Genomic DNA, 26,615 nt, shown 5'->3' on the forward strand with positions numbered 1-26,615 from the left:
ATGACCATGGCACGCACCGGGCATCGGAGCCCAACCGTCGTTGAGGTCGTAACGCTGGCGGGCGCGGCATCATCAATGATGCTGCGCCCGCCGTTCACTCACTGGCGGAGCAGGGCCGGAAGCGGGCATGTCATCACGCTTCCGTACCTCATCGCGGTGCCCGCCCGCCATGATGGCGTACTTGCTCGCGCTTTTAGAAATGCACCACCGTGCGGATCGACTTGCCCTCATGCATCAGGTCGAACGCCTCGTTGATGTCCGTGAGCGGCTTGGTATGCGTCACGAACGGCGCCAGCTGGATCGTGCCGGCCATGGAATCTTCCACCATGCCGGGCAGCTGCGAGCGGCCCTTCACGCCACCGAACGCGGTGCCCATCCAGCGACGGCCCGTCACGAGCTGGAAGGGGCGGGTGGAAATTTCCTGGCCCGCGCCGGCCACGCCGATGATGATCGACTGGCCCCAGCCGCGATGCGCGCATTCCAGCGCGGCGCGCATCACGTTGACGTTGCCGATGCATTCGAAACTGTGGTCCACGCCCCAGCCGGTCATCTCCACGATGACTTGCTGGATCGGCTTGTCGTAGTCCTTGGGGTTCACGACGTCGGTCGCGCCGAACGAGCGCGCCAGGTCGAACTTGCCCGGGTTGGTGTCGATCGCGATGATGCGGCCGGCCTTGGCGAGCTTGGCACCCTGGATCACGGCCAGCCCGATGCCGCCCAGCCCAAATACCGCCACGCTGTCGCCTTCCTGCACCTTGGCGGTGTTCTTCACGGCGCCAAGGCCGGTGGTGACGCCACAGCCCAGCAGGCAGACGTGTTCGGGGTTGGCATCCGGGTTGATCTTGGCGAGCGAGACTTCGGCCACCACGGTGTATTCGCTGAACGTGGAGCAGCCCATGTAGTGATAGATCGGCTGGCCGTTGTAGCTGAAGCGCGTGGTGCCGTCCGGCATCAGGCCCTTGCCCTGGGTGGCGCGCACGGCGACGCACAGGTTGGTCTTGCCGCTCTTGCAGAACAGGCATTCGCCGCACTCGGCGGTATACAGCGGGATGACATGGTCGCCGGGCTTCACGCTGGTCACGCCTTCGCCTACTTCCACCACGATGCCGGCGCCTTCATGGCCGAGCACGGCGGGGAAGATGCCTTCCGGATCATCGCCCGAGAGCGTGAACGCATCGGTGTGGCAGACGCCGGTGTGGGTGATTTTCACCAGCACCTCGCCCTTGCGGGGCGGCTCCACGTCGATGGTGACGATTTGCAGGGGCTTGCCCGCTTCGAAGGCAACAGCTGCGCGTGATTTCATGGCGATGTCCTGGGCGAGTGAATCGGACGGCCGCCGACGCGGCCATCGGGGAGGGTTAACGGAGATAGGAGCGCACGAGGGATATCACCTCGTCGATGGATGGGTCGGGTTTGCCGTTGGCCTGCGCCACATGGGCAAACTCTTCCCTCAGGTGGCTTTCGAGCACGCCGGCCATCAGGCCGTTGATCGCGCCGCGCACGGCCGCGATCTGCTGCAGGATGGGTCCGCATTCGGCGCCGTTCTCCAGCGCCAGTTCGAGCGCATCCAACTGGCCGCGAACGCGTCGAACGCGCGTCAGGACGCGCTTCTTCTCTTCGGCGGTATGAGGCATGGGCAGAGTCCCCAGAATACTAGCCGGGGGTATCCTATATACCCCCTCCCAGTATGACAAGTAGCTCCTCGTCCGCTCGAACCATCTGTCCGGCGGGCCCGGTTGAATGCCGCGAGCCTTGCCTCCATGGTCTTGGGGGCCGCATGCGTTTGCGATCCGATGCGGGCATGTCGAACTCACGGACGCTGGTTCATGGTCTTCGATACACGGGAACGCATGCGCACAACGCCGCCACGATGCGGCGCTCGCGAAGAGCGGTTGATCAAGCAGCCATCACGCGGTGTCAGCCGGGACAGTCCCTGGCGTAGACTCCCCGGGCTGCGTCACACGCCAGACCAAGGAATGCAATGAGCGAACAGGCCACGACGACGCCACACGCAGTATCCATTCGAGGCGTCAGCAAGACCTACAAGAGCGGCTTTCAGGCATTGAAGCCGATCGACCTCGACATCCGGCAAGGCGAGATCTTCGCGCTACTCGGCCCCAATGGTGCCGGCAAGACCACGCTGATCAGCATCATCTGCGGCATCGTCAAGCCAAGCGCCGGCGAAGTAAGCGCCGATGGCCACGACGTGTTGCGCGACTATCGCCTCACGCGCTCGAAGATCGGCCTGGTTCCGCAGGAGCTGTCCACCGACGCCTTCGAAACGGTGTGGGCCTCGGTCAGGTTCAGTCGCGGCCTGTTCGGGCGCACCCGCAACGACCAGCACATCGAAAAGGTGCTGCGCGATCTTTCGCTGTGGGAGAAGAAAGACGCGAAGATCATGACGCTGTCCGGCGGCATGAAGCGTCGCGTGCTGATCGCCAAGGCGCTGGCGCACGAACCGAGCATCCTGTTCCTGGACGAACCCACCGCCGGCGTGGACGTGGAACTGCGCCACGACATGTGGGAGATGGTGCGCAAACTGCGCGAAACCGGCGTCACCGTCATCCTGACCACGCACTACATCGAAGAGGCCGAGGAAATGGCCGACCGCGTGGGCGTGATCAACCGCGGCGAGTTGATCCTCGTGGAAGACAAGCACGTGCTGATGCGCAAGCTGGGCAAGAAGCAGCTGTCCATCAGCCTGCAGACGCCCATGCAGGCCTTGCCCGAGGGATTGGGCGACTACGCGCTGGAGCTGTCCGAGGACGGTACGACGCTGACCTATACATTCGATGCGCAGGGCGACGACACCGGCATTGCCGTCTTGCTGCGCAAGCTGGGAGATCGAGGCGTGGACTTCAAGGACCTGCACACATTGGAAAGCTCGCTCGAAGACATCTTCGTCAGCCTGGTGCGGGGTGCACGATGAACCTGCCCGCCGTTCGCGCCATCTACCGTTTCGAAATGGCCCGCACCTTCCGCACGCTGACGCAGAGCATCGTGTCGCCGGTGCTGTCGACCTCGCTGTATTTCATCGTATTCGGTACCGCCATCGGCTCGCGCATGGGCGAGATCGGCGGCACCAGCTACGGTGCCTTCATCATCCCCGGCCTGATCATGCTGTCGCTGCTCAACGAAAGCATTTCCAATGCCTCGTTCGGCATTTACCTGCCCAAGTGGTCGGGCACCATCTACGAACTGCTCTCCGCGCCGGTGTCGCCGTTCGAGGCGGTGCTGGGCTATGTCGGGGCGGCGGCCACCAAATCGGTGATGCTTGGCTTGTTGATCCTCGCCACGGCGCGCTTCTTCGTGCCGTACAGCATCATGCATCCGCTGTGGATGATGGCCTTCCTGCTGCTCACCGCCGTCACCTTCAGTTCGTTCGGTTTCATCATCGGTCTCTGGGCCGACGACTTCCAGAAGCTGCAAGTGATCCCGCTGATGGTGGTCACGCCGCTGACGTTCCTCGGTGGCGCCTTCTATTCGATCGGGATGCTTCCGCCGTTCTGGCAGAAGGTGGCCTTGTTCAACCCCGTGGTGTACCTGATCAGCGGTTTTCGCTGGAGCTTCTACGGGCATTCCGACGTCAACGTGGTATTGAGCGCGGGCATGACCCTGGCGTTTCTCGTGCTGTGCGCCGTGGCCATCGGCTGGATCTTCCGCACGGGGTACAAGCTACGCTCGTGATGAACACGGCGTACCGGAGTGAATCGTCACGCGCAACGGCGACGATGGCGTTTCGCTTGAAGGCGACACGTCTCTTCGCATTCACTGTCGGGAGACAGGTGCAGCGGGGGGGGGATGTTCGCCCCTACGCGGGTACGCCGCATGCTGATGGTCAGGCGAGGGCAACGCCGACAGGCGTGATGGCATGCACTTGCTACGGTTTCGAGGTTACTCGCGGGATCGCCAAGGATGTCGCGAGTGGCCTCGACGGCAAGGTCGAGAAGCGCGGGCCGAGTGAGCTAGCACCTCAAGCGGCCCGCTGACCATCAACAACTACCCCAGAGTTGAGCATGGCTATCCGCGATCATACGGGACGCATGCGCCCGTTCATTTTTCCCAGCACCACCCTTGCTTCCCGTTCCGGGGAGCTCATATCCAGCGGGCCGGGCGACTCTGCCCGCGCGCGTCAGCGTACCCCGACACGCGCCATCGGCCACGCATTTGCCTGCTCGTTGTGCCGAAGGGCTTGATAGCGGGCTCGAAGTGAGCACTTCCCCCATCGGGTGATCGTTCCGACAGCGCCCCTGCCTGCGGTGCGTTGCGCTGCAACATAGCGATCGCCTACATCGGTAACCGGCATGCGCCGACACGGAAGCCTGTAGGGCTAGCTCCGTTGCCGGGCCGTGCCTGACAGGAATGGAAGCCCCCATGTGCCTTATCAAACTCGATCCACTGATGGACTTCGACCTCTCGTACCCATTACGCAGCCCCGGCGACGTGCTGCTGAACGATCACCTCCGGCCCCGCACCATGACGCTGCCCTGGCTGGCGCGGCGCACTGGTATTTCCGTGTCCTCGCTGCGGGAGATCGCCAAGGGAGAACGGCGCATCAACGCCGAATTCGCCATGCGCCTGTACAGCGTGCTGGATCCCACGCCCGCCTATTGGTTGGTGCTGCAGGCGCGTTATGACCTAGCGGTAGCAGGTTGTCGACGAGAGGGACGTCGACGGTTGGGCTGACGCTCGACCTTGCCTCCGCCGGGTCGGCTTGCCCCAGGGCCGGGCTGGCCGGAACGATCCGTGCGGACGGCTAGATGGCCGTCCGCACGGGTCGGTATTCCCTTGCGGTTCGCAGAGTTGCCATACTGCGCGCCGGGGACTCCATGCGTCACCTGCCTTCCTGGCAGGCGGTCGCAGGGAAAAGGGGGAAATATGGGGCTTTGGTCAGGCTTGGCCGTCGGGCAGGGTTTCCTGCGTGCCGAAGGCATCGCCGACTTCGAACTCTACGGCGCCGTCGCAGCCTGCGACGCAGGCGCCGCGCTCTCGCAAGCCATCGACCTCGCGACACGGCATGGGCCGGACATCGCGCAAGGCCATCGAACCTCCCGTTCCGACGCGGTCATCCACGCCGGGGCCATCAACGAGATGGCCTTGATCAACGGGATGGAAGTGGACGTCGTCGACGTCTCCTGGATGTAGATGCAAGGCCCGCCCTCAGCGGCGGAGAAAGGCTTGGCTTAGGCAGTGACAGGTTCGTCGATTCCAAAACAGTCTTCCAACACAGGGGGTAGGGCTCTATGCAATCGAAAGGCATGGTATTGGCAACGGTTGGGCTACTCATCGTCGTGGGTTTCATCGTGCAACGAAGCTACAGTTCGAGCGTGCGTCCCGACAGAAACCCGGACCCTCAAAAGAACGCGTTGCCCGTGGACTCACTCGAGTTCAAACCCATCGATCACACCAGCTACGACCTGGGCTACCAGGCCGGCAAGTCCGGCGCCAGCCCAACCACCGCACCCGCCGACTGGCCCAGCTATTGGCTCGGCTATGGCGAAGAAAAGCGAGCCGAAGGCGACACGCCGCCCCGTCCAGGCAGCTTCGCCGACCTGCTCCACGAGAACCAGCGTTGTGTCCAGGGCGAAGTGGTCACCGTTCGCGACAAGACCTACGCCAAGACCAAGGACGCCTCCGGCGCCACCTTCCTGTGCAACCGGTTCACGGTATTGCCGCTTGGACATTGAACCCGCTGGACCCATCGGGTGGGGCTGGAGATCGCTTCAGCCCCACCTGTGAGGTCGGCTGCTTGGCGAGCCGGTATGGTCTGCTTTCGACTGCGGATCCAGACGGTCGTTGCAACACACAAAGGGCTGCGTGAGCAGTAGGAGTGTTGCAAGAAGTCCCAACAACCTCCGATTCATTACACCGACACCCAGACCGGGCTGATGGTGGACCGTTGGCAACGTGGCGAGTCACTTCACAAGATTGCCCAGCTCTTTGATCCGCACTATTCCACCGTGCGCAGGATTCTGGCCGAGATCGGTGGTATCCGGCCCGCGGTACGCCATCGGGCGGATCGCGCACTGAAACTGGCCAAGCGCGAGGAGATTTCCAGAGCGCTGATAGCCAGTCAATCGATTCGCTCAGTGGCGGCTCAACTGAGCCGGGCGCTATCGACGATAAGTCGAGAGATTCGACGCAATGACAGATGAGAGCGCTATCGGGCCAGCCTCGCCGATCAATGCGCATGGGATCGCGCCCGCCGCCCCAAGCGCTGCAAGCTTGCTCAGCACCGGACTCTGGCGCGCCTGGTAGCCGCTATGCTCCGGCAACAATGGGCGCCGGACGAGATTGCCGGCTGGCTCAAACGAAACGTACCCGGACCAAGGGCAACCATGTATTCGCTATTCATTGCGCTGTCTGCGCTGGGCGTAGCGCATGCGACCACCGCGGATCCCTGCGTTGAATTGGTTCCCGGCAACCTCAGGCGGGTACTGGCGCAGCGCTTTCCGGATACGAGACTTCCATTGGCCACGGATTCGCGGGAAGCATCTCGCCGCTACGCCGAAAGCAAGGGCAATGCCTGCCTGTTGATTTCGCGAGCCGATTTCGATGGAGATGGACGCCCCGACCTGGTGTTGCTGCTTCCTGCCAAAACAGCGAAGGACTTTCGCTTGGTGGTCGCGCTCAATGGGGCCGCCGGCTTCAAAGTAGCCGACCTTGGGTCATGGACCGAACCGGTCACTGACCTCTTTGTCGATACTGCACCTTCGGGCACATACACGCACACGGAAGCGTATCCATTCCAACCAGAACCCGGTGCAGTCGAGAGAATTGCCAGCGCACACGAAGGGTTCTATTTCGGAAAGATTGAAGCCGGAGCGGACGTTTACTTCCTCAATCATGGTCAATGGCGTCATGTGCATACCATTGATTAGTTGGCCTCGCGGATGGAGGCTCCGACTCCAGGCGCTTGATCGAGGATTGGTGCAGGTGTCCGGAAGGGCGTTCCACCGGCAGGTTTTCAAAGGGAGGACTTCAATCCATGACGGACAATCTAGTGATCATTGCCGTCGCTCTGGTTTTCCTGATACCGATTGCCATTTATGTGGTTGCCACCTTGGCATAGGGTTGACGCTGGCGGTCGTCGGCGTTGCCATGCTTCGGATCGGACGAAATAGGTGATTGCGCGACGTCTTGGCGATGTCGGCTTCCGATAGGGGCTCGACCCGGTCCGCGACCTCGTAAGGCCGGTTTTCGACCCGACCCGAGCTCTCCGACCCATTGCAGCATGAACTGATCGGCAAGCCGGGTTCTCCGTAAAACTACGGTTTGCTGCAGCGCGCCTTTGCGGGACGATGTGCCGCCGCCGCCGCATACGATCGATAGCCGGAACTTCCATCGCCAGTCATGGAGTCATCCTATGAAAGGTCGACGCTTCGTCCAGACGTCCATGGTGCTATGTGCGCTGACCCTTTCCCAGGTCGTCAGTGCCGCGAACTTGGAATGCACCATGCGATTCAGCCTGTCGGGCTGGTCCGTGATCTACAAGCACATGAGTGGTAAAGGCGTGGTTACCTGCAAGAACGGGCAAACCATGAAGGTCAAGCTCGATAGCCATGGTGGCGGGCTCACGGCTGGCAAATCGCGCATTGACGATGGCATCGGCAATTTCAGCGATATCACCAAGATAAGTGATGTGCTGGGTACTTACGCACAGGCGGACGCCAGCGCGGGTGCCGTGAAGTCCGGCACGGCGCAGGTGCTCACCAAGGGCGAGGTCTCCCTTGCGCTGTCGGGCGCGGGCCAGGGCATCGAGCTCGGCGTGAGCCTGGGTGGCCTGACGATCTCGGAAGACAAGTAGAGCCGAAGCCCTGCTCGAACAGCTGGTTCTCGAAACAGATGTTCCGAGAAGGGCGCTTTGACCCGGAAGTCGAACCTGTCGCCCAGGTCCGCTCCCGCCCCATGACCGCGCTCCCGGGCATGCGGGCCTTCTTGCCGGCTGTTCGGAAGGGATCGCACAACCATCGGCAGGGGGCGCTCGATGCCGCCCAGGCCGATGGATATGGTGGCAGGAAGGCGACGGTCAGTCGGCAGCCATGCCCACTTCGGTGCGGGCGGGCTTGAACGTCAGCCAAAGCGCGGACAGCAGGAAGTAGAAGCCGCCGAAGGCGGCGTAGGGCGCGAGTTCGGCGATGGTGGGTGCCGCCCCGAAAGACTTGGCGGCGAAGATGACTCCCGCCAGGGCCGACTGCGCGCCGCTGATCATCATGAAGACCTGGCCGCCGAGCTTGCGGCGCCGAATCCCCACGGCGAGCTGGAACAGGCCTGCGAAAAGCGCCCAGGCGCCGAATACCAGCACGCCGCCGGCATTGCCGCGCAAGGCAAAGGCCACAGCCATGCATGCCGCGGTGACGATGCTGGTGAGCGCATTGAACTTCTGCCCGGGGTTGGCCTGAAGCCCTCCGCTTCGCTTTGCGTCGACCACATTGGCGAGCGCGTCCCAGGCGGGATAGATCACGAGCAGCGCGCCCACCACGAGTGCCGGGGCCGAAGCCGCGAGGAAGGCCAGTGCAACCCAGGCGAAGGCGACGCCGGCGCGGAGGAAATAGAAGTTTCGTAGCGAGTTCATGGGGGTATCCGTAGCGAAGTATTGTAAACCTACTAGTAGGTAGGCAATTTAGTCAAGAGGGCATCATGCCTGGCCAGGGCCTGCCATGACCTACCTAGTGGTAGAATGGGTGCGATGACTACCCAGCAGAAACTCATTGATTCGGCGCGCCACCTGATCCAGACCCGCGGATACAACGGCTTCAGCTATGCCGATGTCGCCGAAGAGGTGCAGGTGCGCAAGGCGAGCATCCATCACCATTTCCCGGCCAAGGCCGACCTGGCGAAGGCGGTGGTGGAGCAATCCCGCGCGGTGATCATCGAGCAGACACGCATGCTCGACGATCGCGCCTTTGATCCCGATGAGCAGCTGCGCATGTACACGGGGTATTGGGAAAAATGCATCGCCGATGCCTCCGCGCCGTTCTGCGTGGCGGGCATGCTCGCCAGCGAATTGCCGACGCTGCCGGCGGACCTGGCCCAAGAAGTGCGCGCGCACTTTCGCGACTTGTCCAACTGGTTGGAGGTCGTGATGACCCGGGGCGCGCAACTGGGACGGTTCCAGTTGCAGGGGTCGGCTCGACAGGAGGCGGAGGCATTCATGGCCATGGTGTACGGAGCCATGTTGGCGGCAAGGGCCTACGGCGATGCCAAGGTCTTCAGCGACATCGTGGCGAGCGCACTGAAACGGCTTGCGCCTTCGGGCGAGCGATAGCACCGGCGCAACCTGCCGCCACCCGGGATGAGCATCGTTCTGTCGCTCGATGGCGGTGGGGCCTGTCGCATCATCCATCCGTCGAGCGCGTGACACCCTCCCACTGGTCGATCTCCCCGGCGAGCGATGCCCATTTCTGCCGGACCAGGTCGATCGCGTCGCTTCCGAGCAACAGGTGGCTCGGCGGTGAATCACTGGCGATCACGGCGAGCATGGCCTGCGCCGCCTTGGCGGGGTCCCCAAGCTGCCTTCCGCTCTTCTGCCGGCGGGCCTCGCGGATGGGATCGAACAGCGCGTCGTAATCGGGAAGGGAGCGCGGCGTGCGAACCATCGAGCGTCCTGCCCAGTCGGTGCAGAACGAGCCGGGGGCTACCGCCGTTACTGCGATGCCGAGTGGCTTCACTTCCTTGCCGACGGATTCCGAAATGCCTTCCAGCGCGAACTTGCTGCCGCAGTAGTAGGCAATGCCGGGCAAGGTGATATGGCCGCCCATCGAGGTGATGTTGAGGATGTGTCCGCGGCGGCGAGCTCGCATGTAGGGCAACACCGCCTTCATCATGGCCACGGCGCCAAACACGTTCACATCGAACTGTCGCCGCATCTCCGCCAACGGTGACTCTTCCAGAATGCCTTCGTGGCCGTAGCCGGCGTTGTTGACCAGCACATCCACCGGGCCCACGGTTTTCTCGATGTCGGCAACCACGCCGTCGATCGCGTCGAAGTGGGTGACATCGAGAATGCGCGCCACGGCATCGCCGATGGCAAGTGCTTCGAACTCGCGACGCGCTTGCTCGTTGCGTACGGTTCCAACGACTCGGTGCCCCACCGCGAGGGCCTCCTGGGCGAGGGCCCTGCCGAAGCCGCTACTGACCCCGGTCACCAGCAGAGTCTTGGTTGTCGGCATGGCGATGGCTCCCGTGGTTGGTGAATATGGGTTGCACAATAGCCATCAATGGGTTCATCTTTTAGACCGGATAATCTCTATTGATTGCCTATTCCTATGAATCGCCGCGCTTCCGCAAAGGGTCTTGAACCGGCCGGTGACGGTCGGCGCATGGCGGACCTTGCCCGACGGCTGGCGCCGCAGGAGGGATACAACCTCACGGCATTGCCCGGCGTGCGCATCCTGCGCTCGGACCGGGCCCTGTCCCGCACGCCGGTCTTGTACGACCCCGGCATCGTGATCGTGTGCCAGGGACGCAAGCGCGGATACTTCGGTGACCAGATTTATGTTTACGACGAGCAGCATTACCTGGCGGTCGCCGTGCCCGTTCCGTTCACCATGGAATCCGACGGCACCGCCGACCATCCGCTGTTGGCCATCTATATGCATCTGGATTTTCAGATGGCGGCCGACTTGCTGATCGAGATCACCCGGCATCCATCGCCTGTTGCCCAGGACGCGCCGCTGAGCATGATGTCCAGCCCCATGGACCCGGCTTTGCGGGCGTCCGTCCTGCGATTCCTGCAGGCGATGAGCCAGCCATTGGACGCGGCCATTCTCGGGCCGGGTCTCCTGCGCGAACTCTATTTCCGGGTGCTCACCGGCGCACAGGGCGCCGCGCTGCGCTCGGCGCTGGCCATGCAAGGGCAGTTCGGCAAGATAGGAAGGGCGCTTCGCCATATCCATGTCGCTTATGCCCAGCCGATCACGCTGGCGCAATTGGCCAAGCAAGCCGACATGAGCGTGCCCTCGTTTCACAGCCATTTCAGGGCGGTAACCCGGACGTCGCCCATGCAGTACCTGAAATCGACGCGACTGCACCAGGCCCGCCTTTTGATGGTGCGCCAGGGGATGACCGCAGAAGCCGCCGGTTACGCCGTGGGGTACGCGAGCGCATCGCAGTTCAATCGGGAGTTCAAGCGCCTCTTCGGGCGGCCGCCGGTTGCGGAGGTGAAGCGCATGCGGAATGATTTCGCGATACCGCCCGCGCAAGCGGCGTCGGATTTCGTTTCATCTCATTGAGAAACGCGGCATGGTGCCCGGGCGTGGATCAGGTGGCCTTGCCGCGACTGTCTGCTTCCCACCGGATATTGGCGCGCCGTTGACACGACGCCTGATGTCGTGCCCCTTCACCAGGAGATATTTCCATGACCGCTGCTGTCGTTCGACTGTTGGCCGTTGCCGCCATGGCCGCAACGGGTGCGCTTGATGTGCACGCCGCGCCGGCACAAGAGGGCGTCACTCACTACGTGACGGGCGAGGACAAATATCCCTTCTCGCCGGCCGTGCGTGCCGGCAACACCGTCTATCTTTCAGGGCAGATCGGTGCCGACGCTTCAGGCCTTGGCAAGGACTTCGAAACCCAGGCGCGCCTCGTGATGGACAACATCATGTCTGCGGCCAAGCTCGCGGGGATGGGCTCGAAGGATATCGCCAAGTGCACGGTCATGCTGGCCGACATGAAGAACTGGGACGCCTTCAACACGATCTACCGCGGCTATTTCCAGGCCGGTAAATTCCCTGCGCGCAGCGCCTTTGGCGTGACGGGCCTGGCCCTGGGAGCCGCACTCGAGGTGGAGTGCATCGGCTACGTCACGACGCCAGCCGCCTCCCGCTGATCCACGACGAGGGCCGCCCACTCGCTCCGCGCCACACGGTCCTCAGCCTCCGCGTCAGGTATCGCCTGAAATGTCGGGCTCGCGCGGAGGTTGAGTCATATCCGTGGTGGCGATCGCCCACTCAGCCGCCGCCGTAGCGTACCCGCCATATCACGTTGGAACCGTCGTCGCTGACGAGCAGCGAACCGTCACTGGCCGTGGTGATGCCGACGGGACGGCCCCATGCCTGACCGCTGGGCAACACGAAGCCGGTGAGGAAGTCCTCGTATTCGCCGCTGGCGCGCGGAGTGCCGTGCCGCGGCACGCGGATCACCTCGTAACCGACGCGCGCGGACCGGTTCCATGAGCCGTGCTCCGCCGCGAAGATGTCGCCGCGGTATGCCTCGGGAAATTGCGCGCCGTCATAGAAGGTGAGCTGCAGTGACGCGTTGTGCGGATGGAGCAGCACGTCGGGCACGATGGCCTTGCCGCCGAGTTCCGGGTGCTTGCCGACATGGCGCGGGTCCTGGTGGTTGCCCATGTACCACCACGGCCAGCCGTAGAAGCCGCCATCCTGGACGTGGGTGATGTAGTCCGGTACCAGGTTGTCGCCCAGCCCGTCGCGTTCGTTCACCGAGCACCACAGCTCGCCGCTCTTCGGGTCGACCGCGAGCCCGACCGCGTTGCGGATACCGCTGGCGAAGACACGCATGTCCGAGCCATCGGGCTTGAACACGAGGATGTCCGCGCGGTTCTTTTCCTCGGGCGTGGTGTCCGGATCATCCACGTTGGATTTCGATCCCACGGAGACATACATGCGCGCGCCCTCCGGCGAGAAGGCGATATCACGGGTGGAGTGACCTCCCTCGCTGTGCGGCAGGTCGGCCAGGTGCTCTGGCTTGCCGGATGCCTGCACGTCGCCTTCCTTGTAGGCAAAGCGCACGACGGCGTCCGTGTCGCCCACGTAGATCCACTGCGGATGCGTGGCGGGATAGAACGCGATGCCGAAGGGCTTGTTGAGGCCGCTGGCGTAGACGTGCGTTTCCTTCGGATGACCATCGGCAGTGATGCCGCGGAACATCGTGATGCGGCCCGCCCTGGTCTCGGCCACGAACACGTCGCCATTGGGCGCGGTACGCAGCAGGCGAGGGTTGTCCAGCCCGGTGGCAAACAATTCCACCTTGAAACCCGGCGGTGCCTTGGGCCACACATCGGCCGGGCGCGCCACCAGTTGCGGCCCGTTGCCGGCGGACTTGGTGGCGTAGGGTTTGGGCAGGTCCGCCAGGGTGATCTTGCGGCTGGTGCCCGGCGATTCGTAGCGGAAATCGGTGAACGGCGGCGTGGGCGCGGGCCAGTGGCCAGGCGTCATCGAGGCCACGGCCGTGGGCGCGCTCGCGGCAGCCGTGCCTGGCTGCAGGGAATCGAGGTAGGTCACGATCTTCCAGCGCTGCTCTTCGCTCAGCGAATCCCACGCCGGCATGCCGTTGGCCACGTCTCCGCGCGTGATGAACCAGAACAACGCGCCGGGCGGAGCGTTCTTCACCGTGGTGCTCGCAAGCGGCGGCACGTTGCCGTTGCCCTGCGCGGTCGCCCCATGGCAGCTCGCGCAATAGCTTCCGTACAGCACCTTGCCGTCGTCGGCGGCGCCGGCCTTGCCTGCGTAGGGGTTTTGCGTCTTATCCGTGGAGGCGGGCGCATGGCGGAAGCGCTCCAGATCCTGCTGGGCCAGCGCATGCAGTGAAACCATGCAAAGCAGCGATACGAGCGCCACCTGCATGCCGGCGCGACGGGACTTGGGGGCGGGCCTTGAGCCGTTCATATCGTTCCTCGGGGGGCGGAGGCACTGTCATGTGGCGGGTGCCGGTCCAGACGGACGTCCGGACAGCGCGGCAAGCCCCAAGCATGACCCAACGCACGTGCCTGTGGCATATGTCGCGGATGACATATTTGTCACTTGCATCCATCGACGCGCCTTCGCGATGATGCCCGGCTGCCATCGATGTCCCGGGATGGGCGATGCAGCCGCGGTATCCGCTTGAAGATCCATGCGGCACTCGCCGCATGCAGGTCATGGGCGGCCCGTGCGCGGGGATCGACGTCGCAGGCCATGCGGTTCGTGGCAGTGAGCCGTTCGGTGCGCCCGCTGGATGCGCCGGCAACGCCCCGCGCCGTCGAAGGTGTCTCCGCCAGGCGTCGCCATCCAGGCATCAGGTCCTAAATTTCATCGAGTGCGATTCCGCTGGATTTCAGCAGTGTCTGAAGGCAAGCTCGACGGGAGGGCACGAACTGGTGCCCGGAGTCGAGCCGAGGCCTCTTGTGATGACGTTGAGCCAAGAACCAGCAAGGCCTGCGTCGCCTTTGCGCTTGGTTCTTCTGGAAGATGATGACTTGTTGCGGGATCGGGTGCTGGTGCCGAAGCTCTCTCAGTACGGTTTCGACGTGGTTGCCATCGCGCGCGCGGCAGAATTGGGCGAGGTGATCAAGAGCAGCGCACCCGATATCTTCATGCTTGATATTGGCCTGCCCGACAGCGATGGCTTCCAGGTGGCGCGATCGCTTCGCGCCGAACTGCCGGACGCGGGCATCGTCATCTTGACCGGACGTGCAGATAATGTTGACCGGGTACGTGGTCTGTTCGAAGGCGCTGACGCCTACCTGGCCAAGCCCGTCGAGATCGATGTGCTGGTGGCCACGCTCTACAGCGTTGCCCGTCGGCTCAGGCCAACGCAGGCGGTTTCGAGGGGGAAGTGGAGCCTGAGTCCCGACGAGTGGTTTTTGTTGTCCCCCTCGGGGGCCCGCGTGATGCTTAGCAAGACGGAGAGGCGACTGCTCGAGGCGATGATGCAGCACGCGAACGAAGTGATGTCGCGTGAAGCGTTGATCGGCGCGCTTACCGAGGACGTTCTCGCGTTTGACCCGCACCGATTGGATTCGCTGATCCACCGGCTGCGTCGCAAAGTCCTGTCCACATTGGGCGAACCGTTGCCGCTCAACGCGGTGCACGGTGCAGGCTACGTGCTCGAAGTCTGATCCGTTGCCGGTCAGCGATGGATCAAGCCGTCGCGATCTCAATAGACGTCTGTGCGGCTGGGGTGGCCATGGGGACTATCAGCTGGACGCTGGTTCCCTTGCCGGGAGCACTGTCAACCATCGTGCGCCCGCCGGCGCGCATCACCAGCTCGTGCACCACGCTCAATCCCAGCCCCGTACCCCGTCCCGCTGGCTTGGTGGTGAAGAAGGGCTCGAAGATGCGCGCCTTGATGGCTTCGGACATGCCTGTTCCAGTGTCTCTTACGGACAGTGCCAGCTCGCCACCCCGTGCCTGCACGGTGAGCGTGCATTCACCACCATCGGGCATCGCGTCGCGCGCGTTGGTGACTAGGTTGATGATCGCCAGCTCAAACTGGCTGCGGTCGAACCTGATGTGCCATGCGTCCCTCGGCAGCTGCATCTGAAGGCGGCAACTGGAGGACAGCGATTGCTGGATAAGGGGCCGCAGATCGCCCAGCGCGGCGACCACGTCGAATACCTCCATGTACGTGAGATCGCTGCGACTGAAGTTGAGCAGCTTATGGCAGACGGCGGTGCCCCGACGTGCAGCCAATTCGATGCCTTCCAACGCATCCGCAATGGCCTGGAGGTTGTCATCGACCGGTTGGTCGTCGGAAGGGATACGGTCGCGTTCGGTGGCGAAACCAAGAATGATGTCGAATACATTGTTTACATCGTGCGCGACACCGCTGGCGAGTTTGCCGACGGCATCCATCTTCTGCGCGTGCAGAAGCTGCTCCTGCGTGCGTTCGCGCTCGGCAATTTCCTGTGAGAGCTGTTGGCGCCGCTTCTCCGACTCAGTCAGGCTCTGGCGCAGCGCGTTGATGCTTCGGTCCACGATGATGGCGATGAGCAGGTAGCTGGTGATTGCCCGCATGGGAAGCACGTTGTAGATGCCGAGCAGCAGCGATGGAAGGTGCAGTGAGTTCTGCACCTTCAGCGGATCGATGCTCATGATGAGGATGGCCACTTCCGCCGTGTAGGTGATCCACAGCGCCTTGCGCCCGAGCATCATTCCGCTCAAGGCGAGAATCATGATGAGCGTGAGGTTGCCGTCGGTGGCGTGGTAGCCGAACGCGGCATAGGCCAGCGCCCCGGAACACAGCATGGTGGCCACATACTGGGATACTGCCGGGCGAAACCGTCCGCGCCTGATGAGATAGAAGCCAAGCCACGCCGAGAGCGTCATGGCCAAGTCGGTCGCCATGTCGATGGCGATCGCCACAGGTGCGCCGACGCGTGCCTTGGCATAGAAGTGTTCCTGCATGTAGGCCCACTGCAACGAAGAGAGATAGATCTTCGTTGCGGGGATCCGCAGGCCTTCGAAAACCAACAGCAGTTGCATGAAGCCCGCATTCCGGTGGTCGACCGGGTCGTCGATGGGCGTATCGATTAGCCAGGATCGGATCCGCGAAAACATGCTCTGCCCCTCGTGAACTGGCCACGGAATATTCGTGGACTAGGAATGGCTGCCTATCCGCTTCGGGCGCCACCGAGCGATCGGTCGGTCCGTCGATGGTGAGAATTCGGTGAGAAATCGGCCAACTGAGCGTGTGTGACTGTAGCCAGAAAGTAAAGCTAGTCTCGAGAGCGTTCGCCGGCACTTGGCATGGGGTGCCAAAGTCCGGTGAGCACCTGCCTTGGGCGGACAATTTCAAGTAAATCAAAGCACTGTGTGGAGGGGGAGTATGTCAGTCAACACATGCAAGCTATGGCTTGTCGGCAGCTTGCTGCTGCTTGCGGGAGGCGTAGCAACCGACGCCTGCGCCACTACCGGGGGCGCTGGTTCGACGACCAGCAAGCCCCTTCTCGATGGGTCGAAGATCGACCTGCGCCAGACCACCACACTTCGTGGAACGGTGCCGCTGAAGGTCGCCAAGAGCCAGGACCTGGGCAGAATGGGGCAGACGGAAGCGATCCCGTCCATGACGCTGGTACTCAAACGCAGTGTCGAGCAACAAAAGCAGTTCGATGCCTATCTAGCTTCGCTGAACAATCCGGCCTCACCGAACTTCCATAAATGGCTTACCGCCAAGCAGGTGGGCGAGCTGTATGGCCCGGATCAGGAAGACGTCGCCACCGTGTCGAAGTGGCTCAACTCGCAGGGCCTGGGCGTGAAGAACGTATCGCCGGACCGCATGCGCATTCGTTTTACCGGTTCGGTCGGTGCCGTGCAGCGCGCATTCGGTACCTCAATGCGCCGTTACAGCTTGGCCGGAAAGACGCACTTCGCCAACGCCACCGAACAGAAACTGCCTGCCGCGCTGACCTCTGTGGTGGCGGGCGTGGCGTCGCTGACGGACTTCTTCCCCAAGCCGCTGGTCAAGAATGTCCAGTCCGTCAAGCGCGACGGCAAGGGACGTTGGGTCTCTGCGGGTAACAAGTCATCGGACTTCAACTTCCTATTCAACAACGATGTCTACTACGACCTCGTGCCGGCCGACTTCAACGTCATTTACAACGTCAACCCGTTGTGGGGCCAAGACACGCCGGTCCGCGGTGCGGGCCAGACGGTGGCGGTGCTTGAGCGCACCGATGTGCAGGACGCTGACGTCGCTACATTCCGGCAGACCTTCCTGCCGACCAATGCGGCGGGAGTGTTCGCGCAGGTGCACCCGGCGGCATTCACTGGCGATACCAGTTGCGCTGATCCTGGTACCAACGGCGATGAGGGCGAGGCTGCGCTCGACGCGGAGTGGGCCGGCGCCGCCGCTCCCGATGCGAACGTGATGCTGGCCGCGTGCGCCGATACAGGTGCGGACTTTGGTCCATTCCTTGCTGCGCAGAATCTGCTAGCGCAGGATACGCCGCCAGCCATAATGAGCCTCAGCTATGGCGAGTGCGAACTGGTCAGCGCAGCGGTTGGCGACCTTGACCTGGTCGCGTCCATATGGGCGCAGGCCGCCGCCGAGGGCACAACGGTATTCGTCTCATCCGGCGATGCCGGCGCGGCGGCCTGCGATCAGAACGAGTCGGCGGCGAGCTTCGGCATAGCCGTCAATGGCCTGGGAAGCACGCCCTACAACATCTCGGTGGGCGGCACGGACTTCAACGACTTCAGGCAAAGTGGCAAGTACTGGCAGCCTGCGAATGGCAACCTCGGTGCCAGCGCACTCAGCTACATCCCGGAGCAGACGTGGAACAGCTCCTGCGCAAGCAGCCAGCTTTACGCGATCCTTGGCTATGCCGATCCACTGGCCTCGTGCAACGGCGACAAGGGCGAAAACTTCCTGGATACCGGTGGTGGTGGCGGCGGCCCGAGCTACGCATGGTCACAGCCAACCTGGCAGACCGGTATCGCCGGTCTGTCGCAGGCCCTGACGCGCGCTACACCGGACGTCTCGCTGTTTGCCGCGAACGGCATCTACGGTCATGCGTTGATCTTCTGCATGTCCGATGCGTCGGAGGGCGGCACGCCGTGCAACTACATCAACCCGACCGACGCGATCTACAACAGTGCAGGTGGTACTTCGTTTGCCGCACCGGCGATGGCGGGCATCCAGGCACTGGTCAATCAGGCGTCGAACGCCAATCACGGCAACATCGGTCCAACGCTGTATGGCCTGGCCCGCAAGCAATATGGTACGTCGGCCTCGCCGGCTTCGGGCTGCAGCGGCACGGATACCAGCGCGGGCTGCATCTTCCATGACGTGGTGACGGGCGACATCGACGTGCCGTGCTTTGCCGGCACGGGCGACTGTTACGTGACGCATGGCAACGCGTTTGGCGTGGTGAGCGATGGTGGCACCAAGTCGTTGGCGACCGCTTGGAGTGCCGGCAAGGGCTATGACTATGCAACTGGCCTGGGCTCGATCAACGTGACCAACCTCGCCAACGCTATCGCAGCACAGGAAGCACGTGGCAAGAGCATTCCGCGCACGTGGGACCTGTTCGGCATGCTCGGCAGCGGCAACCAGGGTGTGGGCCTGAACTCGATCCTCGACGGCCACAGTAGCTTGTTGATGATCAGCCAGAAGGACGGCAGCGCGATCATGCTGCACATGAACGGCGGTACGGTGCTCGACATCAATCCATGGGATTCCATGTTCGAGCCCAACGACCAAGTGAAGGCGATTCCGACCGACTTGTTCAGTGGCGTGCTGGCCGGCCAGACCGTGATGGAGAGCGACAACCCGGTCGACCACACCACCAATCTGGCTATCTACAGCTACGGCTGGGTCAATTTTCGCTTTGCGTATCCGGCTGGCTGGACGCTCGTGGGTTCGGGCGTGGTCGACGGCTCCGGGATCTCCAAGGAAGTGTGGCGCAACGACAGCACCGGGCAGCTCGGCTACTGGACCATCAACTGCACCGGCACGATCCACTTTGGCCAGCTGTTCAACATGGGCTGTGACCGCGTGATTGGCGGCACCGTCGCGGCGGCTACGGGGTATACCCCGCGTTTGGCCGACCTCAATGGCGATGGCTATCTCGATATCGTCTGGACTGGCCCGGCCAACGACATCTACTACTGGATCAATGACGGCCAGGGCAATTTCACCAAGAGCTACGGCGGCACGTACCCCGCCGGGTGGACGCTTGAGGGTGCAGGCGAAGTCACCGGCAGTGGCAAGACTGACTTGATCTGGACCAACACCTCGACCAACCAAGTCGGCTGGTGGGTGATGAACGGCACCACTGTTCTCTCCATGCAGGTTCGCAGCGTGGCGCCGGGCTATTCCATCGCCAGCATCGAGGACTTCGATGGTGACGGACTGGCCGATCTGCTATGGACGAACTCGAGTGGCGATGCCTACGTATGGCAGGGCACTGGTACGGGTTTCGTTTCGCAGCACGTGTCTGACGGAAATGGGACGCTCTATGCCATTCCTGCAGGCTATGTGGTGCAGAAAAATCGCCTGCAGGGAGTTACGCAGGCCGCGATGCAGCCTATGACCTTGAACGCCTCGATTGCACACAGCAAGACGCATTGACGCCAGGGAATCGCATGTCGAGGTGGGCGGGCAACCGTCCACCTCTTTTTTTCTGCCGCGGGCGCGCGAACCGGCGACTTGAATCGAAAGTTCTTGCTGTTTGCGCAGGTATCCTACTTTTGGCCGATGCTTTTACCTGTGGCGCACCACTATCGCTGCGCGTCGCCTTTGCATAGGCTTACCCCGCTCCAGTCTGGAGTTACAGGGGAACACTATGGAACGTGTCGTTTGCACGTCGGGGGACGTGCAGCGGTGCCTCGTCGCATCAATCGTTTGCATCGGTCTGCTGGCCGGTTGCGCGACGGATCCCGTAGTCGAAGGCGGCCAAGCAGCAGCGGCTGCACAATCGGCGTCGGAGGACGGTCCGGTGATTGTCGACCACCGGCCAGCCACTGACAGGCTGGGCTCGGTACATTCGAAATGGATGGGTAGCTGCGATGTTGGCATCTCTACGATTGAAGAGGCCGATGCGGGAAGGACCTATCTGGCGTTTCTTCATGACGACCTGGCATCGTTGCCTGGTGATCCATGGAGTGGTCATCAAATCATAGTCAGCCACTATGCCGCCTACGAGAACGGGAAGCGTCACCTCAAGGCCAGGGCGTATACGAGCGCTTTGGGTGGCGGCATCCTCGGCGGACTGATATCCAATGCTTTAGCGGGATCGACCAAGGACGGAGAGTCATGCGCGCCGGGCGAGATTCATGGTGGCTGGTACGCGGCTGATGAAGCCACGAGTAATGTCCCGCCCGTCGTGGTCGAAATTGAGGCCACCGTAGATGGGAGGCCTGTCAAGATTCACTCGGTCTATTCGCCGGCGAAGCCGGTCGGCTTCAAGCCAAAGACCGAAGCCGAGAGGGCCGGTCTGGTGGCGGCGATAAAGAAGGCCGATCTGGCCTTTGCTAGCGTGCTTGGCGGGCATGCCGCCCAGTACTTCGCACAATCGCCGGCGACGACTCAAGCAAGCGCGCCGGCTGGCGGTGGTCCCGTCGCACCTATCGCTCTTGCATCGGCAAACCCCGACATTCTTTCGTTGGCGCAGAAGGCGGCCAGTCAGATCGGTTGCGGCCAAGTGCAAGCGACCGGACGGACCACCTTTGCGGCCCAGTGTGGTTCCTATGCAGTGGCGATTGACTGCGACATCGGCCAGTGTCGCCCGACACACACGATCGGGACTGCGTCCGCGCAATAAAGACGCCGTGCTGGCCATCTGGCTGGACACGGCAAAAAGCACGCCTGGGCTTCCAAGCCAGTCGAATGGATCATTCTGAAACTCGTTTCCGATCCGAAGCAGCCTTTTCCAGTCCTATGGGCGAGACCAATGGGCACGATCTGGAATATGGGGCTCTGCGGCATTTACTGCATCAGCCCCGATAACGAACAATCGCAAGGACGAGCTTTCAACGTACCGGAATTGACTTAAGCTAATGAGGGGAAGTACTTGGCCTTGTGGCCAGGTCAACAGGGGGAATCATGATCAAACAGTATGGCCGCTTCGGCGGCATTGCTTTGTCGTTTCTGCTTGCCGCGTCTTGGTCATATGGCGCGGCCGCTTCAAACCAACCAGTGGCTGAAATGGCGGCCGCATCCGCTACCGTAACGTCACCAGCAGTTTCCTTCGGCACCCTGCCAGCCTTGCAAGTGTCGACTCCGAAGCCGGGGAGCAACTATGTCCCGGGCGACTTCAACGGCGATGGCACGTCTGACCTGCTGTGGTTCAACCCTATTCTCAGTCAGGCTGGCTACTGGACCATGAACGCCACGACCGCGGGCGTGCCGTTCTCAGGTGGTGGCGTGACTCGCACCGGGTTGGCTTCGTATCCGGTGACCCCCGGTTATTTTGTTGGCGCCGTAGGGGACTTCAACAACGATGGTTACGCTGACCTCGTATTCACCAGCGCCAACCGTGATCTTTGGCTCTGGACCAATGATCAACACGGCCATTGGCAAGCGACCGAAATAGGCACCTATCCCAGTCAATGGCAACTCGTCGGCGCGGGCGATATCGACGGCGACGGCTATGACGACCTGTTGTGGCTCGACCCGTCGGAGTGCAAGTTTGCCTACTGGACCATGCAGGGGGCAGCGCGCACCGGCTACAAGATCATCGATATCGCCTGTGGCTACTATCCCGTCGGCATTGGGTATTACCAGCCGTCCAATCGCCTGAGCATCCTGTGGACCAGCGTCGCCAACGATCTCTACATATGGGACAGCAAACCGACCGGATTCGTCTCCTATAACCTCAGCAACTACGTGGGAAGCATGGCCTATGTCTGGGCCTTGGGTGGCGGTTACATGGGCAACGGCATAGGCATCGAGTATTACCAGGCCAATACCAGTTCGCCGGGCGGTCTAGCGTGGGGCGCCATCTTTTCCCGCATCTTTGATGCCCGAGGCAATCAGACGGATTTTCAGGGCGGGTTGAACTGGGACGGCGGCGCGTCTCCTTTAGGTTCGGGTGGCTACGTCATCCAGGGCAATAGCGTCAACGCCACCGGTCTATACATGATCCAGCAGTCCACCCATACGATCTCGACTGGCGGCCTGCCTGGCTCAGATCTCGCTTTTTCGGGCAACGCACCCATCTGGACCAACTACGACAATTGGGTTTATCCGATCGGGTGGTGGATCGTCGGCGCGCCGGCCAATGGAGCTGCCAATCCGGCAAATTGGTAGTGGCGTCATCTCGGTAACGCCTGGTACCGACCGGGGCACCTCTGTGCCCCGTGGGCATTGAGTGCACAAAGCGTCCCAGAGAAGGCCATGGCGGCATTTCGGCAGCTCGAGCGCCGTCGCTGACTTTTGTCGAGGTGACGCCGATGAGCCGGTAAAGGCGGGCAGTTGCGTGTGGTCGCCATATCGGCAATGACAATAGGTGTGCCGCGGCCCGTATGGCTGGGCATGCTCTGAGGGGCACATTCGATTGTTTTCGCAAAGTAGCGCGGCAGTCCGAAAGAGTGCTTGTTTCGTATGTTGCCGGCACACGTCCGCTTGGACGCGAACTGAAAACATGCAGGGAAATGCCAGGTGCACTCGCGCATCTGTCATTCGAATTTTCAACGTCGACAGGGGAGAGTGGTGACAATGGTGTGGAACAGTAGGCGGAATCATCGCCTTAGGCGGGCAGCGCTCGGCATGGCCTTGCTCACTGGGGCGCTCAGCAGCGGCGCGAGCCTGGCGCAACCCAAGCAGTTCGTGAGCCTGACCGATATGCGATCGACTTGTGGCAGCACCGCCAGTGGGGGGCTGAATTCCCCCGTTGGCCCTTTGATGTTTGATGGCGCGGGCAACCTGTTCGCTACGGCGCAGCAAGGTGGACAAGGTGGCGGAGGCATGTTCAGCCTCTCTCCCTCTGGCGCCTTGCAGGTCCTGGATCAATTGCCCTCGTCACCGCGCTCCTTTCTTTGGGCGCAGGGCCCCGATGGCAATTTCTATGGTGTCACCGCGAGTACGGCGTCGCCGAGCTCGGGCGCGATCATTCGGATGACACCGAGCGGTGCCATCACGACGCTTTACACATTCTCAAATACCAACGGCTCGGGCCTCAACGCGGACGGATCGGACCCCAACATCGTGATCGCGGCTGCTGACGGGAATCTCTATGGGGTAACCGATCGCGGGGGCGCCAACGGCCATGGCACGCTGTTCAAGCTTTCGCTGAGCGGGGCCATGACCACCTTGTCCTCCCGTTTGTCTACCGATGGAGACCTGGTGACAGTCCTGATCCAGGGCGCCGATGGGAACTTCTACGGCGCTGCAGCGGACGGCGGCGCGAATGGCGCCGGTACAGTATTCCAATTCACGAGCGCTGGCGTTACTACCGTTCTGCATACATTCGGTGGTCTGGATGCCTCGCAGCACAACACGGATGGTGCCTACCCATCTGCGTTGACGCGTGCGCCTGACGGAACGCTCTACGGGACCACCCAGATGGGTGATGTCGCGGGCAACGGCAACGTGTTTACGATTGCCGCGAATGGGACTTTCTCGGTTCTCCACACCTTTGCCGTAACCGATGGTGCTGGAGCGAATGCCGATGGCGCCTCACCCCGGTCGTTGATTCGCGGGCCTGACGGCAATCTCTACGGGGCGGCCGCCCAGGGTGGCCACGCTGGTACCGGCACCCTCTTCAAAATGACGTCGACGGGCACGTATACCTCGCTGCACCAGTTCAGTGCGCTCAGCAGCTTCTACAACCTGGACGGCGCCGGCCCAGCCACGCTGATCTTTGGCGGAGACGGATTCCTCTATGGAGGAACGTACGGCGGCGGGTGCAACGGTGCAGGAAAGCTGTTCAAGCTCGATCCCATGGGCTACCGGCCCGATGACTTCGACGGATCGGGTGCGGCTGACCTGCTTCAATTCGATGGATCAACTCATCAGCTCCAGGTCAGCCTGATGAATGGGGCCAACGTCACGGGCTCGTACACCACTGCCATTACCGCTGGCTATTACCCAGTCGCCGTGGGCGATTTTGATGGCGACGGGGCGGTCGATATTCTTTGGACCAGCGCCAACAACGATTTGTACATGTGGTTCGGAAAAGTGGGTGCTTCGGGTTTCCGTGCTGCGTACGCCGGCTCCTACCCGGCTGGATGGAAGGTCTTCGGCGCGGGCGACATCAACGGCGACGGACAAGCCGACATTCTATGGATCAACCAGTCCACCAACCAGATCGCTTATTGGCTGATGAACGGATCAACCCGTATCGGTTCACTCATCGCACCCTACACGAGTGGCTACTACCCGGTGTCCACGGGAGATTTCGATGGTGACGGGCTGGTGGATATTGCCTGGACCAGTGCGAAGAATGACCTCTACATTTGGTTCGGCAATGCCCGAGGACACACGGGTTTCATTTCCAGGTATGTGACTACCTATCCCGCGGGGTGGTCCATCGTCGGGCGAGGGGACATCGACGGCGACGGGCGAGATGATCTCGTCTGGATGTACAACTCAGGCACGAAATGGGGCTATTGGCTCATGAATGGCGCAAACATCAAGCTGACCGTTACCAAGAGCACGACGATCGGCAACACCATTGCGGCCGTGGGTGATTTCGATGGTGACGGCCTGGCCGACATCATCTGGAATATAGGGAACGGAGCGACGCTGGAGTATTGGAAGAACAGCAGCGCGCTTGACGTCAATGGATCGCTGCATACGTCCTTCAGCCCGGCAACTCTCAATGGCTTCAATGCGGCCATGCCGGTATTCAACAGTGGCGTGTCTTCAGCGATTACACACTGACAGGCTTTGATGGTACGTCCGCCGAGTGCCTTGTCGTTCGGCGAACGTAGCACGTAGCTCCGGGATGAGCCCCATTGCTACGGCAGCACATGTGCCTGCGTGAACTTGTGCCATGCCATGCAGGCGCCTTTGTCGGCTGCAGTACCGGATCGGAGGGTTCAGGCTCGACTTGGGTTGAGACCCGCTTTGGGCTCATAACTGGCATCGCAGAAAAAAAGCCCCTGTTTTTTTCAGGGGCTTTTCTTTTCCTGGTGTTTCAACCAGCGGCTCCGCCGGCAAGCAGTAGTCACCTATGTGGCTACCATCAGTCACCCCATGGGCCTGCCATGATCAACACATCATGCGCTATCGGGTCCGAAAGCTTTATTGAACTAGAGCGGCCCCATTCGGTGCGCCGGGAGTGGTATTGCCGGCCGAGACGTTGTTGCCGGCCGACTGAACGCTACCTCCACCCGATCCGATGCCGATGCCATTGTTGAAGAGGCTGACGTTTGACATGGCAACCGCTGCGCCTGCTGACGCCAGTACCCCTGTGCCGTTCAAAGCAAGGGTACTGTCGGCCAAGTTGATATATCCAACGGAGGCATACACTCCATAGGTTGTGTTGCTTTGGATGGTGGAGCGGGTGATGTCGACCACGCCACGCTTGGTCTGTACGCCCACACCCGCTCCCTGGATGGTCACGTTTTTCAGAAGCGCGACGACTGGCCCAGGGCCTGACGTGCTATCGATCGAAACTCCTATGGCGCCACCAGTCATGACCGAATCCAGCACCGTCACGTAAGTCGGGGATGCCACGGCTATTTCAACATTATCCGCAGTAAACCCCTGGAAGGTGCAGTGATCGATGATGACTTTGCCGGCACTCTGAATCAGAACACCCGAAAGCCCGCTTCCACCGCCGGTGAACTCGATATTGCGCAACACCACGGTATCGGCCTGGCCGGCGGCAACCACAATGCCGTTGGTGCCGGAAACAAGGACGCTTGCCAGTTCGCCTCCACCGCTGAGCGTAATGGCCTTGGTAATGGTCAATGCACCAAAGCCGCCCGGATCAAGCACCGATATCTCACCTGCCGACGTCGTTTTGGAAATGGCTCCTGCAAAGGTTTTGCACGGAGCGGTCCGGCTGCAGGGATTGGCGTCGTCGCCCACTCCCGATACCCAGGTACGCGTTGCTTGAGCATGTGCGGTGACCGTGAATCCGAACGCGACTACGACAGACAGCAGGACTGTCTTTAGAAAACGCTTCATGGAACTCCCCCTATAGGTCAAAAAGCGTCAACGTCCATAGGTCCAGGGCCTTGTCAATGTGCCGTGAGGACCGGGCCATGGATCCACGAGCATCGTCGGTTGCGAGAACGCTGCGTCGACGAGCCAGCATATAGCAACGGATAGAGACGTGCCGGAAGTCGTCAACCCAGACCCGTCTCCAAATTCCCGGGCCGCAGTCCCTCTCACATCGTTGACGTCGACGGCTATGAATGGGCCGTCTGGCCCGACGGCTGAAGAGGGGGGCATGCCGTTCCCGATGGCCCAAGGAGGGGCACGCGTCACGGGCCCGAGCA

General features: G+C 62.0%; 23 protein-coding genes. 16 read left to right on the forward strand and 7 right to left on the reverse strand.

Annotated elements, in window-relative coordinates; genetic code table 11:
• Positions 1-193: 193 nt before the first annotated feature.
• Together JMF82_RS01805 and frmR are read right to left on the reverse strand one after the other, a co-directional pair.
• Positions 194-1,303 carry an S-(hydroxymethyl)glutathione dehydrogenase/class III alcohol dehydrogenase gene (locus tag JMF82_RS01805; protein WP_201312829.1) on the reverse strand — a complete coding sequence of 370 codons (1,110 nt, stop codon included), beginning with the start codon at positions 1,301-1,303 and terminating at the stop codon, positions 194-196.
• A 55-nt stretch (positions 1,304-1,358) separates the two neighbouring features.
• On the reverse strand, positions 1,359-1,634 hold the full coding sequence (gene frmR, locus JMF82_RS01810) for a formaldehyde-responsive transcriptional repressor FrmR (protein ID WP_201312830.1): 276 nt from the start codon (positions 1,632-1,634) through the stop codon (positions 1,359-1,361).
• A gap of 347 nt (positions 1,635-1,981) precedes the next feature.
• On the opposite strand from frmR, the gene JMF82_RS01815 reads away from it, so the two are divergent.
• From JMF82_RS01815 to JMF82_RS01850, 8 genes are all read left to right on the forward strand, one after another.
• Positions 1,982-2,929 carry an ABC transporter ATP-binding protein gene (locus tag JMF82_RS01815; protein ID WP_201312831.1) on the forward strand — a complete coding sequence of 316 codons (948 nt, stop codon included), beginning with the start codon at positions 1,982-1,984 and terminating at the stop codon, positions 2,927-2,929.
• Positions 2,926-3,687, forward strand: coding sequence for an ABC transporter permease (locus tag JMF82_RS01820; protein WP_201312832.1), 762 nt, complete (start codon positions 2,926-2,928; stop codon positions 3,685-3,687). The genes JMF82_RS01815 and JMF82_RS01820 overlap by 4 nt, the downstream gene beginning before the upstream one ends.
• 687 nt (positions 3,688-4,374) lie before the next feature.
• Entirely contained in the window at positions 4,375-4,686 is a 312-nt protein-coding gene (locus JMF82_RS01825; protein ID WP_201312833.1) for a HigA family addiction module antitoxin, read from the forward strand.
• A gap of 192 nt (positions 4,687-4,878) precedes the next feature.
• Positions 4,879-5,145 carry a hypothetical protein gene (locus tag JMF82_RS01830; RefSeq protein ID WP_201312834.1) on the forward strand — a complete coding sequence of 89 codons (267 nt, stop codon included), beginning with the start codon at positions 4,879-4,881 and terminating at the stop codon, positions 5,143-5,145.
• A 227-nt stretch (positions 5,146-5,372) separates the two neighbouring features.
• Positions 5,373-5,687 carry a hypothetical protein gene (locus JMF82_RS01835; protein WP_201312835.1) on the forward strand — a complete coding sequence of 105 codons (315 nt, stop codon included), beginning with the start codon at positions 5,373-5,375 and terminating at the stop codon, positions 5,685-5,687.
• Positions 5,688-5,888: 201 nt separating this feature from the next.
• Complete coding sequence (locus tag JMF82_RS01840) at positions 5,889-6,155, forward strand: helix-turn-helix domain-containing protein (RefSeq protein WP_201312836.1); 267 nt, start codon at positions 5,889-5,891, stop codon at positions 6,153-6,155.
• A gap of 108 nt (positions 6,156-6,263) precedes the next feature.
• Entirely contained in the window at positions 6,264-6,881 is a 618-nt protein-coding gene (locus tag JMF82_RS01845; protein WP_201312837.1) for a hypothetical protein, read from the forward strand.
• A gap of 575 nt (positions 6,882-7,456) precedes the next feature.
• Positions 7,457-7,807, forward strand: coding sequence for a hypothetical protein (locus JMF82_RS01850; RefSeq protein WP_236585249.1), 351 nt, complete (start codon positions 7,457-7,459; stop codon positions 7,805-7,807).
• A 222-nt stretch (positions 7,808-8,029) separates the two neighbouring features.
• Here the strand turns inward: JMF82_RS01850 and JMF82_RS01855 are convergent, their stop codons facing one another.
• A complete protein-coding gene (locus tag JMF82_RS01855; RefSeq protein ID WP_201312839.1) occupies positions 8,030-8,575 on the reverse strand; it encodes a hypothetical protein in 546 nt (181 codons plus the stop codon).
• 114 nt (positions 8,576-8,689) lie between these two features.
• Here JMF82_RS01855 and JMF82_RS01860 point away from each other — a divergent pair, with 114 nt between their 5' ends.
• The gene (locus tag JMF82_RS01860; protein WP_236585250.1) at positions 8,690-9,268 is read left to right on the forward strand and encodes a TetR/AcrR family transcriptional regulator; all 579 of its coding nucleotides are present in this window, start codon (positions 8,690-8,692) and stop codon (positions 9,266-9,268) included.
• Positions 9,269-9,338: 70 nt separating this feature from the next.
• On the opposite strand, the gene JMF82_RS01865 is transcribed toward JMF82_RS01860, so the two are convergent.
• Positions 9,339-10,172 (reverse strand): oxidoreductase, encoded by an 834-nt coding sequence (locus JMF82_RS01865; protein ID WP_201312841.1) that lies wholly within the window; start codon positions 10,170-10,172, stop codon positions 9,339-9,341.
• Between the two features lie 150 nt (positions 10,173-10,322).
• Here JMF82_RS01865 and JMF82_RS01870 point away from each other — a divergent pair, with 150 nt between their 5' ends.
• Both JMF82_RS01870 and JMF82_RS01875 read left to right on the forward strand, forming a co-directional pair.
• Positions 10,323-11,234 carry an AraC family transcriptional regulator gene (locus JMF82_RS01870; protein WP_236585251.1) on the forward strand — a complete coding sequence of 304 codons (912 nt, stop codon included), beginning with the start codon at positions 10,323-10,325 and terminating at the stop codon, positions 11,232-11,234.
• A 125-nt stretch (positions 11,235-11,359) separates the two neighbouring features.
• Positions 11,360-11,830, forward strand: coding sequence for a RidA family protein (locus tag JMF82_RS01875; RefSeq protein ID WP_201312843.1), 471 nt, complete (start codon positions 11,360-11,362; stop codon positions 11,828-11,830).
• Between the two features lie 121 nt (positions 11,831-11,951).
• On the opposite strand, the gene JMF82_RS01880 is transcribed toward JMF82_RS01875, so the two are convergent.
• Positions 11,952-13,628: a PQQ-dependent sugar dehydrogenase gene (locus JMF82_RS01880; protein WP_201312844.1), complete on the reverse strand. Its 1,677-nt coding sequence runs from the start codon at positions 13,626-13,628 to the stop codon at positions 11,952-11,954.
• A gap of 500 nt (positions 13,629-14,128) precedes the next feature.
• On the opposite strand from JMF82_RS01880, the gene JMF82_RS01885 reads away from it, so the two are divergent.
• Positions 14,129-14,839 (forward strand): response regulator transcription factor, encoded by a 711-nt coding sequence (locus tag JMF82_RS01885; RefSeq protein WP_236585252.1) that lies wholly within the window; start codon positions 14,129-14,131, stop codon positions 14,837-14,839.
• 22 nt (positions 14,840-14,861) lie between these two features.
• Here JMF82_RS01885 and JMF82_RS01890 read toward each other — a convergent pair whose 3' ends face one another.
• Entirely contained in the window at positions 14,862-16,280 is a 1,419-nt protein-coding gene (locus JMF82_RS01890) for an ATP-binding protein (protein WP_201312845.1), read from the reverse strand.
• A 268-nt stretch (positions 16,281-16,548) separates the two neighbouring features.
• On the opposite strand from JMF82_RS01890, the gene JMF82_RS01895 reads away from it, so the two are divergent.
• From JMF82_RS01895 to JMF82_RS01910, 4 genes are all read left to right on the forward strand, one after another.
• Positions 16,549-19,794: a protease pro-enzyme activation domain-containing protein gene (locus JMF82_RS01895; RefSeq protein WP_201312846.1), complete on the forward strand. Its 3,246-nt coding sequence runs from the start codon at positions 16,549-16,551 to the stop codon at positions 19,792-19,794.
• Between the two features lie 214 nt (positions 19,795-20,008).
• Positions 20,009-20,986 (forward strand): hypothetical protein, encoded by a 978-nt coding sequence (locus tag JMF82_RS01900; RefSeq protein ID WP_201312847.1) that lies wholly within the window; start codon positions 20,009-20,011, stop codon positions 20,984-20,986.
• Between the two features lie 281 nt (positions 20,987-21,267).
• Positions 21,268-22,473 carry a VCBS repeat-containing protein gene (locus JMF82_RS01905; RefSeq protein WP_201312848.1) on the forward strand — a complete coding sequence of 402 codons (1,206 nt, stop codon included), beginning with the start codon at positions 21,268-21,270 and terminating at the stop codon, positions 22,471-22,473.
• A 459-nt stretch (positions 22,474-22,932) separates the two neighbouring features.
• Entirely contained in the window at positions 22,933-25,047 is a 2,115-nt protein-coding gene (locus JMF82_RS01910; RefSeq protein WP_201312849.1) for a choice-of-anchor tandem repeat GloVer-containing protein, read from the forward strand.
• Between the two features lie 363 nt (positions 25,048-25,410).
• Here JMF82_RS01910 and JMF82_RS01915 read toward each other — a convergent pair whose 3' ends face one another.
• A complete protein-coding gene (locus JMF82_RS01915; protein WP_201312850.1) occupies positions 25,411-26,301 on the reverse strand; it encodes a right-handed parallel beta-helix repeat-containing protein in 891 nt (296 codons plus the stop codon).
• Between the last annotated feature and the right edge of the window lie 314 nt (positions 26,302-26,615).

Source organism: Dyella sp. EPa41 (assembly GCF_016586165.1).
Lineage (GTDB): Bacteria > Pseudomonadota > Gammaproteobacteria > Xanthomonadales > Rhodanobacteraceae > Dyella.

Bases quoted from the DNA above. Each gene is read 5' to 3' on its own strand.
- JMF82_RS01805 (WP_201312829.1), bottom strand. From the start codon at position 1,303: ATGAAATCACGCGCAGCTGTTGCCTTCGAAGCGGGCAAGCCCCTGCAA.
- frmR (WP_201312830.1), bottom strand. From the start codon at position 1,634: ATGCCTCATACCGCCGAAGAGAAGAAGCGCGTCCTGACGCGCGTTCGA.
- JMF82_RS01815 (WP_201312831.1), top strand. From the start codon at position 1,982: ATGAGCGAACAGGCCACGACGACGCCACACGCAGTATCCATTCGAGGC.
- JMF82_RS01820 (WP_201312832.1), top strand. From the start codon at position 2,926: ATGAACCTGCCCGCCGTTCGCGCCATCTACCGTTTCGAAATGGCCCGC.
- JMF82_RS01825 (WP_201312833.1), top strand. From the start codon at position 4,375: ATGTGCCTTATCAAACTCGATCCACTGATGGACTTCGACCTCTCGTAC.
- JMF82_RS01830 (WP_201312834.1), top strand. From the start codon at position 4,879: ATGGGGCTTTGGTCAGGCTTGGCCGTCGGGCAGGGTTTCCTGCGTGCC.
- JMF82_RS01840 (WP_201312836.1), top strand. From the start codon at position 5,889: ATGGTGGACCGTTGGCAACGTGGCGAGTCACTTCACAAGATTGCCCAG.
- JMF82_RS01845 (WP_201312837.1), top strand. From the start codon at position 6,264: ATGCTCCGGCAACAATGGGCGCCGGACGAGATTGCCGGCTGGCTCAAA.
- JMF82_RS01850 (WP_236585249.1), top strand. From the start codon at position 7,457: ATGCGATTCAGCCTGTCGGGCTGGTCCGTGATCTACAAGCACATGAGT.
- JMF82_RS01855 (WP_201312839.1), bottom strand. From the start codon at position 8,575: ATGAACTCGCTACGAAACTTCTATTTCCTCCGCGCCGGCGTCGCCTTC.
- JMF82_RS01860 (WP_236585250.1), top strand. From the start codon at position 8,690: ATGACTACCCAGCAGAAACTCATTGATTCGGCGCGCCACCTGATCCAG.
- JMF82_RS01865 (WP_201312841.1), bottom strand. From the start codon at position 10,172: ATGCCGACAACCAAGACTCTGCTGGTGACCGGGGTCAGTAGCGGCTTC.
- JMF82_RS01870 (WP_236585251.1), top strand. From the start codon at position 10,323: ATGGCGGACCTTGCCCGACGGCTGGCGCCGCAGGAGGGATACAACCTC.
- JMF82_RS01875 (WP_201312843.1), top strand. From the start codon at position 11,360: ATGACCGCTGCTGTCGTTCGACTGTTGGCCGTTGCCGCCATGGCCGCA.
- JMF82_RS01880 (WP_201312844.1), bottom strand. From the start codon at position 13,628: ATGAACGGCTCAAGGCCCGCCCCCAAGTCCCGTCGCGCCGGCATGCAG.
- JMF82_RS01885 (WP_236585252.1), top strand. From the start codon at position 14,129: ATGACGTTGAGCCAAGAACCAGCAAGGCCTGCGTCGCCTTTGCGCTTG.
- JMF82_RS01890 (WP_201312845.1), bottom strand. From the start codon at position 16,280: ATGTTTTCGCGGATCCGATCCTGGCTAATCGATACGCCCATCGACGAC.
- JMF82_RS01895 (WP_201312846.1), top strand. From the start codon at position 16,549: ATGTCAGTCAACACATGCAAGCTATGGCTTGTCGGCAGCTTGCTGCTG.
- JMF82_RS01900 (WP_201312847.1), top strand. From the start codon at position 20,009: ATGGAACGTGTCGTTTGCACGTCGGGGGACGTGCAGCGGTGCCTCGTC.
- JMF82_RS01905 (WP_201312848.1), top strand. From the start codon at position 21,268: ATGATCAAACAGTATGGCCGCTTCGGCGGCATTGCTTTGTCGTTTCTG.
- JMF82_RS01910 (WP_201312849.1), top strand. From the start codon at position 22,933: ATGGCCTTGCTCACTGGGGCGCTCAGCAGCGGCGCGAGCCTGGCGCAA.
- JMF82_RS01915 (WP_201312850.1), bottom strand. From the start codon at position 26,301: ATGAAGCGTTTTCTAAAGACAGTCCTGCTGTCTGTCGTAGTCGCGTTC.